Origin of the sequence: Cerasicoccus frondis (assembly GCA_031296915.1) — a bacterium.
Classification (GTDB): domain Bacteria; phylum Verrucomicrobiota; class Verrucomicrobiia; order Opitutales; family Cerasicoccaceae; genus Cerasicoccus; species Cerasicoccus frondis.
The window spans coordinates 1-15,174 of sequence record JAVDPC010000021.1 but is presented as its reverse complement, the minus strand read 5'-3'; the positions used below and the strand labels follow the sequence as shown (position 1 = coordinate 15,174).

Sequence of the window (15,174 nt, the reverse complement as noted above, 5' to 3'; positions counted from 1 at the left end):
TCGAAAACCGCCAATTCGTTGGCGGTTTTTTTGTCGCTGGCTGGGGACGCTCCGATAGTTTGCCAGCAGTGCTCTTTAACACGCTGACATTTGCGCTGTTTCTGCTAACGGTCCTCCTGGTCTACTGGGGGCTGTGCCGCCGTAGTCGCACCCTGCGCAACGGCTGCCTTTTGCTGGCGAGCTATATTTTCTACGGGTGGTGGGACTGGCGATTCCTGGCTTTGATCCTCGCCAGTTCCCTCGCGGCTTACACCGCCGGTCGAACACTCAGCACCGCTACCGCCATGGCCAAGCGCCGCGTTGTGCTGTATGTGAGTTTGCTTTTCAATCTCGGGCTGCTGTTTGCCTTTAAGTATTTCGATTTCTTTGTTGGCTCCCTGGTGGCGGCGTTGAATCAGGTTGGCATCGTGGCGAGTCCGTGGTCGCTGGGGCTCATCCTGCCGGTGGGCATCAGCTTTTATACATTCCAGACGCTCAGCTATACGATCGATGTTTACCACCGCAAATACGAGCCGACGAGCGACCCGCTGGCGCTGTTTACCTATATTGCATTCTTTCCTCAGTTGGTCGCAGGGCCGATTGAGCGGGCTGACCACATTCTGCCGCAGTTTCAGCGCGAGCGAATCAGCGTTTCTGCGCCCTGGCTGGTCGACGGCCTGCGGATGATCCTCTGGGGGCTTTTTTTAAAGGCGGTCTTGGCGGACAACCTGGCGATGCAGGTCAATCGGGTATACCACGGCATCGATGGTAAATCGGGCTCAGAGCTTGCCATGGGCGCCCTGTATTTTTCGTTTCAGATATACGGAGACTTCGCCGGTTATTCGTTGATGGCCCGGGGCGTCGCGCGGCTCTTCGGCATCGATTTGATGGTGAACTTCATGACGCCATATTTCTCGCGCAACATTGGCGAATTCTGGCGTCGGTGGCACATTTCGCTGTCCACCTGGTTTCGCGACTACGTCTACATTCCACTCGGAGGGAGCCGCGGCAATCAACTGTTTTGCCTGCGAAACATCTTCATCGTGTTCCTGTTGAGCGGGCTATGGCATGGCGCGGACTGGACGTTTATCATCTGGGGGGCGGTCCACGCCGCTGCTTTCATGCCGCTCTTTTTGCTGGGCAAAAACCGGCAATACACAGGCGATATCGCCGCAGGTCGTTGTTTGCCTCCATGGCGTGAGGCGGGTGCGATGCTGCTGACGTTTGTCTATGTCACGCTGGCTTGGATTTTCTTTCGGGCGGAAAATCTGGACCAGGCGCTACGCTATTTTGAAGGTCTTTTCGACGCCTCACTGTTTTCACTGCCGGCATCGCATCGACGTGGCGTTATCTGGATCATCCTGCTGCTGGCGGTTGAGTGGCCGGATCGCAATGCGACGATCCCGCTGCGCTTTCCTGCGTGGCGTCGTTGGCAGCGTTGGGTGCTTTATCTGGTGCTGGTCTGCGTGATTTATTACTGTGGTTACTTCGGCGAGACAGAGTTTATTTATTTCCAATTCTGACCATGAAACGTTTGGCGCGAGACATCCTGATCTTTCTCTTCCTCAGCTTTTTGGCGCTGAATGGGGTGGGGTGGGCCTTGCTGAAAATGGGCTACATGGGGCAGCAGGTGGAAGCCTATTGGATCAACGAACGCTTTCAACGTGCAGCCAAGGGCGACCCGCAGGCGTCTGTATTTGTGCTGGGTGACAGCGTAGCCGAGCAAATGTATCCGACCGCTCGTTACCGTGGGCGCATCACTTCCTACGCGACGGTGATGCCGTTGACGATGGCCGGGCAGTATTATTTGCTGAAAGAGATCGCCGCCAGCAATGACCTCAATGGCAAAACGGTGGCGCTAGTCGTTTGCCCGCAAAGCCTGGGCCTGGACCTGGACCACTTGTTCAGTTTCCACTATGTGCTCAAGTCTTTCTACAATGACGAATCCGGCTTGGCGGGTGACCCCATTATTCAAACGCGTCTGGCCATGCCGTGGGTGGCGTCGCTGTCGCAAATGCCGATCATTCGTCATTCCAATTGGCGGCCTCCGCCGTGGTTAAAATACCTCGATGAAGATGCGTTGCAGCCAGTGGCGGGGGTGAGTGAGTTTTCGCAGCACTACCTCATTAAAATGAAGGAATTGGTGGAAGCAGAGGGCGGTGAATTCGTCATTTTGCCGGCCATCCAAAAAGCATCGAATCGCGACTTGGAGGTGTGGGCGAACATCGAGCAACACGCGCAGGAATACGGCATCGGTTCACTGTTTGAAAGATATCGAGAGCAAGCGGTGTTTATGGACGATTCGCTTTTTCCAGACGGGATACACCTGCACGATGCAAATACCATCGATGAAAATATTTTTGGTCTTTAGTCCCAAGTCGTTAATTGCTAGCTACATCTCATGCCTTCTTGGGACACGCTTAAGCTTCTCGCTGATCCGACGCGTCTGCGGTTGATTCAACTGCTGCGACGGGAGGAGCTGTCGGTGGCCGAGCTGCAGGAGCTGCTCGATATGGGGCAGTCGCGTATTTCGTCGCACCTCGCGTTACTGCGGCAGGGCGGCTTGCTCACCGACCGCAAGGAGGGCAAAAAGACGTTTTACTCGCTCAGCGAAGATATCGGCGCGACAACTGAACGCCTGATCGACGCCTCTTACGAAGCAGCCAAAGAAGAGCCGGAATTCGCCGAGGACGCCAAGAACCTTGAGCGCGTGCTCGACCGCCGTCGCCGCGCGTCCGAGGAGTATTTTAATCAAGTTGCCGGTCGCCTCGGTCGTAATTACTGTCCGGGGCGTTCCTGGGAGGCGATTGGCCACTTTCTGCTGCATTTGACGCCGCGTATTTCGATTGCGGACCTCGGCGCGGGGGAGGGCGTGCTGTCCCAACTGCTCGCCCAGCGCGCGGAGGCGGTTTACTGCATCGACAACTCGCCACGCATGGTGGAGGTCGGCACGGAGCTGGCCGCCAAGAACGGCATCGACAACCTTTACTACAAACTTGGCGACATCGAAACCGTGCCGCTGGATGACAACAGCGTGGAGCTGGCCCTGCTTAGCCAGGCGCTGCATCATGCGGAAAAGCCGTCGCGGGCAATTGCCGAAGCGGCCCGCATACTCAAGCCCGGTGGCAAGTTGGTGATCCTCGACTTGAAGGAGCACCAGTTTGAAAAGGCGCACGAGCTGTATGCCGATCGTTGGCTGGGCTTTTCGGAGAACACGCTTTACCAATGGCTCAAGGAAGCGGGTTTCATCGGGGTCAAGGTCAACGTCGTCGCCCGCGAAGAGCAGGACCCGTATTTCGAAACCGTTATGGCCAGCGGCGAAAAGCCAGTGTAGCTCGGCCAGGAGCAGCCGGGAACAAAGCCTGCTTCGCCAATGTCCCTTTTGACCACATGGATAAGCCGCCTGCTACTGTTGAAACGCCTGTCTGGAGCGATCAGGACCTTGCCGATCTGCGCATGGCGCACCGTATTCTTGAGCGAACGAGCTTTGCGAATCAGTTAGTGAACCTGCTCGGTTCACCCATTGAGAAAGGGCTCGAGTTACTGCCCGAGAAGGCGCACGGCGTCATTGTCGGCGCGACGGATAAGGCGTTGCGCGCAGCGCTGGAAGTCGCCCTGAAGACTCTGGAAAAAGACCGTGTCGCCACCGCGAAAAATTTAATCCACAAGCTGGCCACCGCGACGACTGGCGGGGTGGGGGGCGCGTTTGGTTGGGCTTCACTGCCGGTCGAGCTGCCGATATCGACCACGATAATGCTACGCTCGATTGCGGATGTGGCGCGTAGTCAGGGCGAAGATTTAAACAGCGCCGAGGCGCGTTTGGCGTGCATTGAGGTGTTTGCGCTGGGCAACAAGACGAAATCGGAAGGTTCCGATGCGAGTTACATCGCCATCCGCGGTCTGCTTGCTCAGAGAGTCAGCGAGGCGGCTCAATATGCGGCGCAAAATGGCGTGCTCGATGCCGCTTCGCCGTCGCTCACTCGGTTCATTGCGAAGGTGGCGGAGCGCTTCAGCATCACGGTCACGGAAAAGGCGGCTGCGGTGATGGTGCCCGCAATCGGCGCCGTCGGCGGCGCAATCGTGAATACTTACTTCACGGGTTATTATCAGGAAATGGCGCTGGGCCACTTCATCATGCGGCGCTTGGAGCGCAAGTTTAGCCAGGAGCTCGTGCAGGCGGAGTATCTCAAGCTAGGCGCGAAAGACGTCAAATCCTTGCCTGAAGCCGAATAAACACGACTGGAATTTGGGGTTGTCTGGCCGTTGCTGACCCACAATCCCTTTTGAAGCGCCAACGCTTTATCCTTGGCGGCGAGGGCGTCTCGCGTTTAAGTCCGTGATTTCAATATTATGAAAATCGCTCTCGCATACTCAGGAGGTCTGGACACGTCGGTGCTCGTTCGCTGGCTCAAGAATCATTACGACGCGGAAATCGTCACCTACGCGGCCGATGTTGGTCAGGAAGAGGAGCTGGAAGGCCTGGAAGAAAAGGCCATCGCGACTGGCGCTTCCAAGCACTACACGCTCGACCTCGTCGAAGAATTTGCCAGCGACTTCATCTACCCGATGATGCGCGCCAACGCGATTTACGAGAGCCAGTATTACCTCGGGACCTCGATTGCGCGCCCGCTCATCGCCAAGGCGCAGATTGAAATTGCGCAGAAGGAAGGCTGTGACGCCGTGGCTCACGGCGCGACTGGCAAGGGTAACGACCAGGTCCGCTTTGAGCTGACTTTTGCCGCCCTGGCGCCCGAGCTGAAGATCATTTCTCCGTGGCGCATGGATGTTTTCCGCAAGGCCTTCCCGGGCCGCACCGAGATGATCAACTGGTGCCGCGAAAACGGCGTCAATGTCGAGGCCAGCGCGTCGAAGCCTTATTCGATGGACCGCAACCTCCTGCATATTTCCTACGAAGCGGGCATTTTGGAAGACACTTGGTTCGACCCAACCGTGGCCGACAACAAGTCGATGTATAAGCTGACCGTTGATCCCGAAGACGCACCGGACGAGCCCGAATATGTCGAGCTGACCTTCGAGCGCGGCGACTGCGTGGCTGTTAATGGCGAGGCGTTGAACCCCGCTGCTGTCCTCAAGAAGCTCAATAAGCTCGCGGGCAAGCATGGCGTTGGCCGTGTCGACATCGTGGAAAACCGTTTCGTCGGCATGAAGAGCCGCGGCGTTTATGAAACCCCGGGCGGCACGATCCTCATGCATGGCCACCGCCAGGTGGAAACCATCACCATGGACCGCGAGCTGATGCACCTGCGCGACAGCCTCGTGCCGAAGTATGCTGAGCTCGTTTACAATGGCTTCTGGTATGCGCCTGAGCGTGAAGCCCTCCAAGCCTTCTTCGACGACAGCCAAAAGCACGTGTCCGGCGTGGCGCGCCTCAAGCTTTACAAGGGCAGCATCACGACCGTCGGCCGCAAGAGCGACATCTCCCTTTACGACGAGCACGTGGCCTCGATGGAAGGCGTTGCCAGCGACTACAATCCAGACGACGCCAGCGGTTTCATCCGCCTACAAGGTTTGCGCTTGCGCGCCCGCGCCGTCAAGCAGCTGAGTCGCTTGCGCGACTAGTTGATCGTTATGAAGTATGAATTATGACGTATGAAACAAAGCACCCGCAAAGGTTTGCCCTTTCATCAATCATAATTCTGCATTCATAATTTCATCCCATGCTCAAGCGCATCGCATTCATCGTCAATGGAGAGAAGCCGCTCGCGGGCGAGTTGGCTGATTTCCTGGAGGGTGTGTGCCGCGAGCATGGCGTGGAGTCCGTGCGCAGCAGCGATTACCCGATCAGCGAGGGCTACCTCGATGGGGCGGACGCCTGCTGCGTGTTGGGCGGCGATGGCACCATTTTATCGGCGGCGCCAGAGTCTATGCGCTCCGGCGTGCCGGTGTTTGGGGTCAACCAGGGGAAACTCGGCTTCCTGGCGACTTACTCGCCGGACACCATTCGCGAGCATTTCCAGGCCGTGTTGCAGGGCCAATTTGACATCCAGAAGCGCTCGGTCCTGCATTGTGTCACGGCGGATGGCCAGCATTCGTTGGCCTTGAACGATGCCGTGATCAAGAGCGCCGAAGGCAGCCGCCTAATTGGTCTGCAGGTGTGGTGTGAGGACACACTGGTCACGGAATACTACAGCGACGGTCTTATTTTCAGCACACCGACTGGTTCTACGGCGTATAACCTCTCAGCTGGCGGGCCGATCATCATGCCGGGCGCCGAGGTGCTTGTGATGACGCCGATTTGCCCCCACAGCCTGAGTAATCGCAGCCTGGTGCTCACCCGCGATAGCGTGCTGCACGTCGAGGTCTTGGAAAGCGCCCGGACGCAAGTGACGCTTGATGGCGCCCAGCGCTTCGACGGCAATGAATGTTTTCCGCTGAAAATCTACATCTCCCGCCGCGAACTGCCTCTGCTGCTGCCCATTGGTTATTCTTACTTCAGCATCCTGCGCCAAAAACTGCGCTGGGGTGGTGACATGGGGGAGCAGCCTTAGGGAGTGAGGTTATTCGGCATTAAAAAGGCATTATCTGCCAAGGATTTACGGACTCTTTACTTCGCAAAAACTCTTGCCTTCAACTTCCTTTAAGCTTGCCCAAAAACACAATTTCTCAAAAATCCTCCCGCAAACATGGGTGAATATTACATTCAGGAACCTGGCTCGGACGAAGCGAAAGGGCCGTATGATCCAGGCCGGATCGCGGACCTGATCGACGCCGGAAAGGCGAGCGAAGAAACGCTCTATTACGACGAAGATCGCGAGGATTGGCTGCCCCTGATGGAATGCCCGGAAATTCGCGAAGCCGTTAACCCCACTGCCAAGCCTCTCGGGCTCCGCCCAAAGGAAGTCGACGAATCCTCGCTCAATTACGACGACGAGCTGCTGCCGGCAATGAAGGTGGACGAAATGCTCGCCGCCGCCGAAGGCAATACCGACGAAACCCGCCACCTGAAGAAGAAATATCGTGAAGCAGAGCGCGCCGCTGCGATCTGTTTGCCCGTATTGGCGGTGATCATGCTTTTGGCCGCGATCACCGACATCTGGCCCAACGTAAGCATCATCACCGCGATTCAGGATGAGGGCGAATACTCGCTGCTGTTGGAGCATCCGATGTTGTTGGTGGGCATTGCCGACCTGTTTCTGACGCTGTGTTGCATTTTATCCGTTACGGACGCCTTTCCGCTTATTCGATTCCGCATGATGCTGGGGCTGGGCTACTTCGGCTATATCTTTTGGTCCTGGGGAGACTCAACCATGATGATTGCGGTCGTGGTCGGATCATTCTGCGCGTGGTTATCGACCATCACCCTCAATCTTTACGTGATGATTGCCTGCGCGGTGCTTGGCATTATGGGCATGGGCGCAGTTGCGGTAATGACGGTTTTGGGGTAGCTTAACGCACCAATTATGGACAATGAAAAGTCCAAGTCGCAACCTTGGTGGCGTCGCGCACAGGATGAAGTCAACGCGTTGCCTGGCCTTGTGCGTGATGAAATCTGGCACACCGGGCACCTTGACGACCGTTCCAACCGCGCCAAGTTCTTTGCTTTTTTGCGAGTGTTCGCCCTGACTTGGGACGGCATCCTCAACAACCGCATTCCCAGCCAAGCTGCGGCCCTGAGCTATTATACGCTGATTGCGCTCGGCCCGTTGATCGCGATTGCAATCATGGTTTCCGGTTTCGTCATGCCAGAGGGGGGGCGGGATCGCATTGCAGACTCTTTGACGGAGGCCGTTTACTTCGTGGTGCCGTCGGCCAAGCAGGTTGAGGACTCCCAGCAGGTGGTGCCCGATGACGACGCCAAGCCCGGGGAAGTCGCCGAGAGTGAAACGCTTCAAGAACAGGAAACCGAGCAGGACTTGGAGGGGGTAATCGATTTGCTGGTGGAGAACTCCCGCTCCAGCACAGTGGGTATCGTCGGTTCGCTCGTGCTGATTTTCATTAGCATTCAATTGCTTTCGACGATTGAGAAAACCTTCAACACGATCTGGGGCGTGAAGCAGGGCAGGACCCTGATTCAGCAATTCGTCTTCTACTGGGCAATCATCTCGCTGGGGGCGGTCGTGGGCGTGGCGGTCATTAGCTTCGGCGTTTACAGCAAGATCGCCTCGGCGTTCGAAAACGTGCCTTTCGGCAATCTGTTCCACGACTCCTTTTTGGCGATGACGCCGCTGTTCATCTTCATCATCACGGTGTTGCTGCTGGCGTGCTTCATCCGCTTCATGCCGAACGCCACGGTGAATTGGGGGCCGTCGATGCTGGGCTCCCTGGCGGTGGCGAGTTTGCTGTATTTAAATCAGTCAGTCGGGTTCTTCTACATTGGCTTTGTGGTCCGGCAAAAGAGCCTTTTTGGGGCCGTGGGCATCCTGCCAGTGCTGCTTTTTGGTCTCTTCGTTTTTTGGATGTTCCTGCTCTTGGGAGGGCAGATAACTTACGCCATTCAGAACGCCAACCGACTCACGCATCAGCGCGCCTGGGAGAACAACAGCAAACGCACCCAGGAGCTGCTTGCGATCGCGGCGTTTACGATCATTGCCCGGCGTTTTGAAAACTGCGAGCGTCCACTCTCGGTGGATGAACTCAGCGAGCGCCTCCGCGTGCCGATTAACACGCTGAATCACACGATCAGCACCCTGACTGAGATTGGTCTGCTGACCATCGTTGAGCCGGAAAGCGGCGATGACACCCTGCGCTATCAGCCGGCGCGTCCGGTGGATTCCATAACGCTGTCAGCCTTCAAGGACCGGCTCGAACTCAAGGGGAACAACGAGGCGCTGCGCTTGCTGATTGACGCCGACCCAATCGTCCAGCGCTATCGCGAACTGTTGCTCGACTTGCCCGAGAATCACCCGGGCCGCGCCTCGCTCAAAGATTTTATTCGGGATCACGATCCGGAGCCCACGCCAAAACGGCAGGTTTCCTGAATTATCTACGGATAAATATGCCGATTTTTTCCTTGCCAGCAGGGCTGTAAACGCAAATATCAGCCGTTTTTTCAAATTCCAACTTTAGAGAATCATGTCTCAGCATCCAAGTTTTAAGAAAGGCGCCGCAGCTGCGCTCAAGAAGCGCAGCGTTCTCAAGCGTTTTGAACGTGTCGACATCCTGAAGTCCCGCGGCGAGTGGGAAGAAGGTGATCGCGTGACTGGTCTGCGCAAGACCAAGTCGGTCGACTAAGGATTTCCTATCCTCCCCCTCTACGAGGCCCTTTGCAGACATTGCAAGGGCCTCGTTCTGTTGTGGCTTGTCAGGCTGCCTGCGATTGCATTCGAATGAGCAGTATGGAACCCGATTTTAGTCCTGAAGAAATTCGCGTGCTTGGCTGCCTCATCGAAAAAGAGCGCACCACGCCCGAGCAATACCCGCTTTCACTCAACGCCCTGCGCCTGGCCTGCAATCAGAAGACTAGCCGCGATCCTGTCGTTGATTACGATGAAGATGAGGTGACCCTGGCGCTGGAAGCCCTCCGCGACCGGGGGCTGGTTTACTACGTGCGCCAGAGCGGCGCGCGTGTCACGAAATACCGCCACGACGTCACCGAGCGCCTCAACCTTCGGCCGGATGAAATGACCATCCTCGCACTGCTCCTTTTGCGCGGCCCGCAAACGGTCGGTGAGCTCCGCACTCGCAGTGACCGTATGTATGGGTTTGGTTCGCTGGAGCAGGTTGAGAACACGCTGGACCGCCTGGTTGAATTTGAAGACGGCCCTTTGGCCCGCATGCTGCCTCGCGAGTCGGGCCGCAAGGAATCCCGCTACGCGCACACCCTGGCGCCGATCTCGGAATCTGCCGCTCTGGAGCCGGCGCCAGCCAGCGCAGGTTTTCAATCGCCAGGTAGCGCTCCTGAGTCCGCTCCCGCAGTTTCAGAGGAAACAGAACTCCTCCGCGCCGAAGTCGAAGCCCTCACGGCCCGCATTGCCGAGCTCGAATCCCAATTCGCCGCCTTCCGCCAACAATTCGAATAGCCAACCGTTCCGCTCAGCGACGATCTTGATCCGCAGTTTCAGTAGCGCCGCAAGGTAGGGCGGCAGTCTCCAGACAGGCCCTGAGTTGCCTCCGTCGATCTCATCGTTGACTCAGAGGTGGAGCCTGCTGTCCCTGGCTGGCTTGTTCCATCTTGCAGCTAAACTGAGAGGCAAAACTAAGCCCCACCGGGCTCCACCTTTGCCATCCGCCTCGACGCCGGCGCGCTGAGGCTAATGGAAGCCGACACCGCAGCGGGGCCAAGTTTCAAAAAATCCCAGCGCTTCATGCCGGGATTGATAAGGGATTCCTGAGTCATGACTCAGGCACGTTACGCCACGATCAAGGCCTTGTGGAAGCGAAATGCATCAGGAGCATTCACTGTTGCAGCTGTTCAATGGCCTTGGTGGGTGAATGATGAGCTCAGGAGTGAGAGGAAGTCGCGGAGCGAGTGTAGCGAATTGCCCAAAGCACTTTGGTTGTGCTTAGTCCGTTTCTTCATGTATCCAAGTCTCGACAGTATTTCTTATATCCTCTGCTTGCTCTTCGTACATGACTTCAGTGCCCATCATCTTTCTTTCTGCAATTCTTTCTAATACGTATGGTTTGTAAGCGACCTTTGATTCTAAGTCGGTCAAATACTTCACGTGAATATCGATAGTAATTAGTTTGTTGGATCTTCTGTGATGTCCGACCACGGTGACGGTTTTACACATCCCCGGATGCCAGTCTACGATGTAGACCTTGGCGTTGGGTTTGAAGTGCTTGGAACCGATCTTTGTTTCTTTCCCTTCCTCGCCGAAAGGAGTCTCTTCGCGAATTTGCGCAATGACACACCATGAGGAAGCTGTTGTTGATTGTCTCATCTCGTTTTGCACAACGCTAAGAGTAGCTGGCCGTCATGGAGCGCTGAAAGGCGTGGAATGAGGGGGCAGCTATCTCGACAGGTTCGGTTGCTGGTTGCGGTTGCATGGTCGTGGAGTGGGAATCTTATTAGGTGGGTTTCAGGTGGATGGCAATTCTGCAGTGTGATGGGAATACTTTTTTTGTGTTGGAGTGGCTTTGCGTCTTCGCGCCTTCGCGTGAACCACTCATGCGTAATAATCTCACGCGAAGACGCAAGGGTACGAAGAATTGCTAAGGAAGGGAATACTGACCGAACAAGCTATTAGTTGATTTTAAGATGATACTGTATGATGTTTTAAGCTAAGGAGAGGTAGCCTTTTTGCCCGGAGAATTTCTAATTAGATATCATTCAAATTTTAAGGATGATTGATTGCTAGATATCATGACGTGGCGATGAGAGGCTTGCTGAGAGTTTGAGTCTAGCACAGCTGTGTTTTGGCCAAACCCCACCCCGTGGTTCTGCCGCAACCCTGCTCAGGGCTTAGATGCAAACAAGCACGTGGTTGTGAGTAAACCCTTAGTAGGCTTTGGCCGAAGCGTCGGCGATGCTCCGGATAAGTGTCGGCGACACTTCGAGTTACAGTCGGCGACGCTTGGTCGCACAGTCGGCGATACTGAGGCTGCCTTATTTGCCTCTGGATGCTCGACTTTTCACTAGCGTAATTGTGGCAGAATTGCGCTGGCGGGGCAAGCGCAGAGGTGCTGAATATTGGGTGATTGCGCACATTATTAATGCTACTGGTGGCGGGCTGTTCAGCTTGCCCGAACTTTACTCTTTAACCTTCGGCGGTTCCCCGCCAATGTGGCCGTTCCTAATTCACCACAACACAAGACCAAGACATGTATAAGATTGTTTTGCTGCGCCATGGCGAGAGCCAATGGAATCTGGAAAACCGCTTCACGGGCTGGACGGACGTCAACCTGACGGCTGAAGGCGAAAAGCAGGCGCGCGCCGCTGGCGAAGTCCTCAAGAAGGAGGGCTTCAAGTTCGACGTGGCCTACACGTCGGTGCTCACCCGCGCGATCCGCACGCTCAGCCTCGCCCTGGAGGAAATGGGCCTCAATTACATTCCCGTGATCAAGCACTGGCGCCTGAACGAGCGTCACTACGGCGCCCTGCAGGGGCTCGACAAGGCTGAGACCGCCGCCAAGCACGGCGAAGACCAGGTCAAGATCTGGCGTCGCAGCTACGACATTCCGCCCCCCCCCCTGGAAGAGTCCGACGAGCGCCACCCGATCAACGAGCCGCAGTACGACGGCCTGCCGAAGGACGACAAACCCGGCACCGAATGCCTGAAGGACACCGTTGAGCGCTTCCTGCCTTATTGGGAAGTCGAGATCAAGCCACAGGTCGCCGCCGGCAAGAGCGTGGTCATCGCCGCGCACGGCAACAGCCTCCGCGCCCTTTACAAGCACCTTGCCAAGGTGTCCGACGATGACATCATCGGTGTCAACATTCCCACGGGCATGCCGCTGGTCTTCGAGCTCGATGAAAACTTCGAAACCCAGAAGTTCTACTACCTGGGCGACCCCGAAGCTGTCAAAGCCGCGATGGAAGCCGTCGCCAACCAAGGCAAGGCCAAGTAAAGGTTTTCAATTTTTAATCGGCGACGGGCGTCCAATGGCGTCCGTCGCTTTGTTTTCCACGGGTTGACGCCCGGCATCGAACTGATACCTTGATTGTATGATTTCCAAGCTCGCCCAGCTATTTAAGCGCGATCCCAAGCCCGAAACTCCGGAAAAAGAGGTTCAGGGTGAGGAGGATGAGGAAGACGAGCGCGTTTACTCGCGGGATGAGCGCGACACGCAGTCCTGGCTGGGAGTGGGGCTTGATGGCGTTCTGGCCGAGCGTTCGGAAGCGGGTTTGGCGGGCGAGATCGGCCCGGTTATCCCGGACATGAAGGCTCGCGTCAAAGACTGGGTGAAGTATAAACGCATCAAGGTCAAAGTGTTAACCCCTCGCGCTTACAATGAGGAGGGCGCCGCCCAAGTTCGCGCCTGGCTCGACGCCAATGGTCTGGACTACGTCGAATGCACGCATGCGAAGGATTTGCACATGGTCGAATTTTGGGATGATCGCGCGGTGCAAGTCATTTCCAATATGGGCATGAGCGTGGGAAAATCCCCCAATCAGCTCGACATTATTCCGGAGGAACCTACCGAAGAAATACCGGAAACTCCTGATAGTGGCAGTGTAACAAAATAATTAGGGCGTAGGCGGAGTTTGAAAGTTGACGCCCTATGTGATAAGCATACGTTAGAACTTTCTACCTATTTCATATGACCGACACCCTTACCGAAGAATCGATCAATCAACTTGATCCACGCCTGCGTAAGCAGATCGAAGGCGCTCGCAAGAACTTGACCAAAAATCCGTCGATTGTGGTCACGGTTTGCATGAACATCCTTGAGCGGCACCCCGGCTGTTTGGATGTGCGCAAGCTCCTCCGCCAAGCCCAGGAGCGGGCCAAGGGAGGTAAGACGAGTGGCATGAGTAAATTCCTCGGCAAGGTCACCAGCGCTCCTTTTGCCCAGAAGGCCAAGAAGAATTTGGAGTCCGATCCGCTGTCCGTGATGGCGCAGGCGGAAAAATCGATCACCGACAACCCTGGGCTACCCGTGGGGCATCGCCTGCTTGGTCAGGCGGCGGAAAACGTTGGCCTCTTCGAGACAGCGGTGTTTGCCTTTGAGAAGCTGGTTGAAGTCGACAAGACCGAGGAGCACCAGATCATGCTCGCCAACGCGTTGATCCTCGCCAAGCGGCCGAAGGAAGCCATCATGCTTGGTGACCGAATTTTACAGCAAAATCCCGCCAACGAAGACGCCCAGGAGATGGTTCGCCGCGCATCAGTCGCCGAGTCCATGGAGCGAGGCAAGTGGGAAGAAGAGGGCGGTTTCCGCGACAAGCTGGCCGACGAAGAGAAGGCCATCGAACTCGAGCAGCAAGCACGTGTCGTCAACGACGAAGAGACCGTGGAAAAGCTCGTTGCCAAGAACATCAAGTTATTGGAAGCCGAGCCGGACAACCTCACGCTCTATCGCGAAATCATCAATGCTTATCGCACGATCGGCCAGTTCGGCAAGGCGCTGGAGTATGTGGTCAAAGCCCGGAAAACGCCTGCTGGCTCCAGTGACCCGACGCTTGAGCGCATGGAGATCGACATGAATCTTTCGATCAAGCGCAGCGAAATCGAAGCGCTGGAAGAGCAGTTGGAAGCCGAGCCCGGGAACGCCGAAGTTCAGTCCAAGCTGGAAGACCTCAAGGCTCAGGAGCACAAGTTCAAGCTCGATAACGCTTTGCGCATCGTGGAAAAGTATCCGAACGATTACGCCGCTCGCTTCGAGCTTGGTAATCTGCTTTACCAAGATGGGGATTACGACAAGGCCATGGGCGAATTCCAGAAGGCGACTCGCAACCCGAAGGTGCGTGTGAAGGCGATTATGATGCTGGGCCGTTCAATGGCCGCTAAGGGCATTTACGACATGGCCATCGTTCAGTTCGAAGAAGCCAAGAAGGAACTCGCGCTGATGGACGACACCAAGAAGGAAGTCATTTACTCGCTGGCGCGCGCGCATGAGGAGAATGGTGATCTGGATAAGGCCATCGCGGAGTACAAGATCATTTACTCCAACGATATCGGTTACCGCGACGTCGCAGAGAAGATCAACGCCTTCTACACGCAAAAGAACGCCTAGGCTCCGGTTGAAACTTGTGGCATCTGGCTTGACGCGGCACATGGGGCTGCGTGTAGTGACGCCATGACAAATGCTAGCCGCTTGGTCCTCGCAGGACTTTTCACCGTTGTTTCCAGTCAACTCTTTGCTCCGCCTTCCGGGGGCTTCCTCGAACGTCGCCGCTTGGACCGTATTGAGACTGCTGAAAACCGTTGGACTGCTCCTGAACGCGTCACGCTGAATATCCATTACCGCGTGCCCGTCGTTGAGACTCTGGGCTACCTGGCTGCATTTTATCCGAACGATCAGAAGCTCGTCCAAATCACGAATGAGTTGCGCCCGATCGCCACGCGCGTGCAAGACTTGGCGGGGGATCGATTTGAAGGTCGCACTTTCCCCCCCACCGTGGACGCCGAGTGCCAAAAGTTGCGTTCGGAGATGTTTGCCGACGTGAAAGCCATTTATGGTCAGGATGCGGTTACTCGCATTGAAAATTACTTGGAATTAAAATACGGGACCATGACCGGCGGCTTCCTCAATGAGATCATCGACTAGGGAGAGCCTTTCGACCGAAAGATAACGAAGCTGATGGGAAAAAGCCATCCGGGGCCTGAACGGTCAAAATGAAAGGTCGCA

General features: G+C 56.1%; 15 protein-coding genes. 14 read left to right on the top strand and 1 reads right to left on the bottom strand.

All coding sequences use genetic code 11. From position 1 onward, the window contains the following. Nucleotides 1–68: 68 nt before the first annotated feature. The 10 genes from RBB63_RS15845 to RBB63_RS15800 all read left to right on the top strand — a co-directional run bounded on the left by RBB63_RS15845 (nt 69) and on the right by RBB63_RS15800 (nt 9,959). Nucleotides 69–1,502 carry an MBOAT family O-acyltransferase gene (locus RBB63_RS15845; RefSeq protein WP_309385945.1) on the top strand — a complete coding sequence of 478 codons (1,434 nt, stop codon included), beginning with the start codon at nt 69–71 and terminating at the stop codon, nt 1,500–1,502. Nucleotides 1,503–1,504: 2 nt separating this feature from the next. Further along, nucleotides 1,505–2,350 (top strand): hypothetical protein, encoded by an 846-nt coding sequence (locus RBB63_RS15840; RefSeq protein WP_309385944.1) that lies wholly within the window; start codon nt 1,505–1,507, stop codon nt 2,348–2,350. Nucleotides 2,351–2,380: 30 nt separating this feature from the next. After that, nucleotides 2,381–3,313, top strand: a complete 933-nt coding sequence (locus RBB63_RS15835) for an ArsR/SmtB family transcription factor (RefSeq protein WP_309385943.1) — start codon at nt 2,381–2,383, stop codon at nt 3,311–3,313. A 56-nt stretch (nt 3,314–3,369) separates the two neighbouring features. Then, nucleotides 3,370–4,212, top strand: a complete 843-nt coding sequence (locus RBB63_RS15830; protein ID WP_309385942.1) for an EcsC family protein — start codon at nt 3,370–3,372, stop codon at nt 4,210–4,212. 117 nt (nt 4,213–4,329) lie between these two features. After that, nucleotides 4,330–5,559 (top strand): argininosuccinate synthase, encoded by a 1,230-nt coding sequence (locus RBB63_RS15825; RefSeq protein WP_309385941.1) that lies wholly within the window; start codon nt 4,330–4,332, stop codon nt 5,557–5,559. Between the two features lie 98 nt (nt 5,560–5,657). Beyond that, nucleotides 5,658–6,488 carry an NAD(+)/NADH kinase gene (locus RBB63_RS15820; RefSeq protein WP_309385940.1) on the top strand — a complete coding sequence of 277 codons (831 nt, stop codon included), beginning with the start codon at nt 5,658–5,660 and terminating at the stop codon, nt 6,486–6,488. A gap of 135 nt (nt 6,489–6,623) precedes the next feature. Beyond that, nucleotides 6,624–7,385 carry a hypothetical protein gene (locus RBB63_RS15815; protein WP_309385939.1) on the top strand — a complete coding sequence of 254 codons (762 nt, stop codon included), beginning with the start codon at nt 6,624–6,626 and terminating at the stop codon, nt 7,383–7,385. A 15-nt stretch (nt 7,386–7,400) separates the two neighbouring features. Then, nucleotides 7,401–8,918, top strand: coding sequence for a YhjD/YihY/BrkB family envelope integrity protein (locus tag RBB63_RS15810; protein WP_309385938.1), 1,518 nt, complete (start codon nt 7,401–7,403; stop codon nt 8,916–8,918). 94 nt (nt 8,919–9,012) lie between these two features. Further along, nucleotides 9,013–9,171 carry a small basic protein gene (locus RBB63_RS15805; RefSeq protein ID WP_309385937.1) on the top strand — a complete coding sequence of 53 codons (159 nt, stop codon included), beginning with the start codon at nt 9,013–9,015 and terminating at the stop codon, nt 9,169–9,171. 104 nt (nt 9,172–9,275) lie between these two features. Continuing rightward, nucleotides 9,276–9,959 (top strand): YceH family protein, encoded by a 684-nt coding sequence (locus tag RBB63_RS15800; protein WP_309385936.1) that lies wholly within the window; start codon nt 9,276–9,278, stop codon nt 9,957–9,959. A 483-nt stretch (nt 9,960–10,442) separates the two neighbouring features. Here the strand turns inward: RBB63_RS15800 and RBB63_RS15795 are convergent, their stop codons facing one another. Then, nucleotides 10,443–10,835 (bottom strand): hypothetical protein, encoded by a 393-nt coding sequence (locus RBB63_RS15795; protein ID WP_309385935.1) that lies wholly within the window; start codon nt 10,833–10,835, stop codon nt 10,443–10,445. 868 nt (nt 10,836–11,703) lie between these two features. Here RBB63_RS15795 and gpmA point away from each other — a divergent pair. The 4 genes from gpmA (at nt 11,704) to RBB63_RS15775 (ending at nt 15,093) form a co-directional block, all read left to right on the top strand. Beyond that, complete coding sequence (gene gpmA, locus RBB63_RS15790; protein WP_309385934.1) at nt 11,704–12,450, top strand: 2,3-diphosphoglycerate-dependent phosphoglycerate mutase; 747 nt, start codon at nt 11,704–11,706, stop codon at nt 12,448–12,450. Between the two features lie 97 nt (nt 12,451–12,547). Continuing rightward, nucleotides 12,548–13,069 (top strand): hypothetical protein, encoded by a 522-nt coding sequence (locus RBB63_RS15785; RefSeq protein WP_309385933.1) that lies wholly within the window; start codon nt 12,548–12,550, stop codon nt 13,067–13,069. A 74-nt stretch (nt 13,070–13,143) separates the two neighbouring features. Then, entirely contained in the window at nt 13,144–14,559 is a 1,416-nt protein-coding gene (locus RBB63_RS15780) for a tetratricopeptide repeat protein (protein ID WP_309385932.1), read from the top strand. A gap of 63 nt (nt 14,560–14,622) precedes the next feature. Further along, the gene (locus RBB63_RS15775; RefSeq protein WP_309385931.1) at nt 14,623–15,093 is read left to right on the top strand and encodes a hypothetical protein; all 471 of its coding nucleotides are present in this window, start codon (nt 14,623–14,625) and stop codon (nt 15,091–15,093) included. Nucleotides 15,094–15,174 lie beyond the last annotated feature (81 nt).

Excerpts from the sequence above, each read along its gene's own strand:
- RBB63_RS15840 (WP_309385944.1), top strand. The coding sequence starts at position 1,505 with ATGAAACGTTTGGCGCGAGACATCCTGATCTTTCTCTTCCTCAGCTTT.
- RBB63_RS15835 (WP_309385943.1), top strand. The coding sequence starts at position 2,381 with ATGCCTTCTTGGGACACGCTTAAGCTTCTCGCTGATCCGACGCGTCTG.
- RBB63_RS15830 (WP_309385942.1), top strand. The coding sequence starts at position 3,370 with ATGGATAAGCCGCCTGCTACTGTTGAAACGCCTGTCTGGAGCGATCAG.
- RBB63_RS15825 (WP_309385941.1), top strand. The coding sequence starts at position 4,330 with ATGAAAATCGCTCTCGCATACTCAGGAGGTCTGGACACGTCGGTGCTC.
- RBB63_RS15820 (WP_309385940.1), top strand. The coding sequence starts at position 5,658 with ATGCTCAAGCGCATCGCATTCATCGTCAATGGAGAGAAGCCGCTCGCG.
- RBB63_RS15815 (WP_309385939.1), top strand. The coding sequence starts at position 6,624 with ATGGGTGAATATTACATTCAGGAACCTGGCTCGGACGAAGCGAAAGGG.
- RBB63_RS15810 (WP_309385938.1), top strand. The coding sequence starts at position 7,401 with ATGGACAATGAAAAGTCCAAGTCGCAACCTTGGTGGCGTCGCGCACAG.
- RBB63_RS15805 (WP_309385937.1), top strand. The coding sequence starts at position 9,013 with ATGTCTCAGCATCCAAGTTTTAAGAAAGGCGCCGCAGCTGCGCTCAAG.
- RBB63_RS15800 (WP_309385936.1), top strand. The coding sequence starts at position 9,276 with ATGGAACCCGATTTTAGTCCTGAAGAAATTCGCGTGCTTGGCTGCCTC.
- gpmA (WP_309385934.1), top strand. The coding sequence starts at position 11,704 with ATGTATAAGATTGTTTTGCTGCGCCATGGCGAGAGCCAATGGAATCTG.
- RBB63_RS15785 (WP_309385933.1), top strand. The coding sequence starts at position 12,548 with ATGATTTCCAAGCTCGCCCAGCTATTTAAGCGCGATCCCAAGCCCGAA.
- RBB63_RS15780 (WP_309385932.1), top strand. The coding sequence starts at position 13,144 with ATGACCGACACCCTTACCGAAGAATCGATCAATCAACTTGATCCACGC.
- RBB63_RS15775 (WP_309385931.1), top strand. The coding sequence starts at position 14,623 with ATGACAAATGCTAGCCGCTTGGTCCTCGCAGGACTTTTCACCGTTGTT.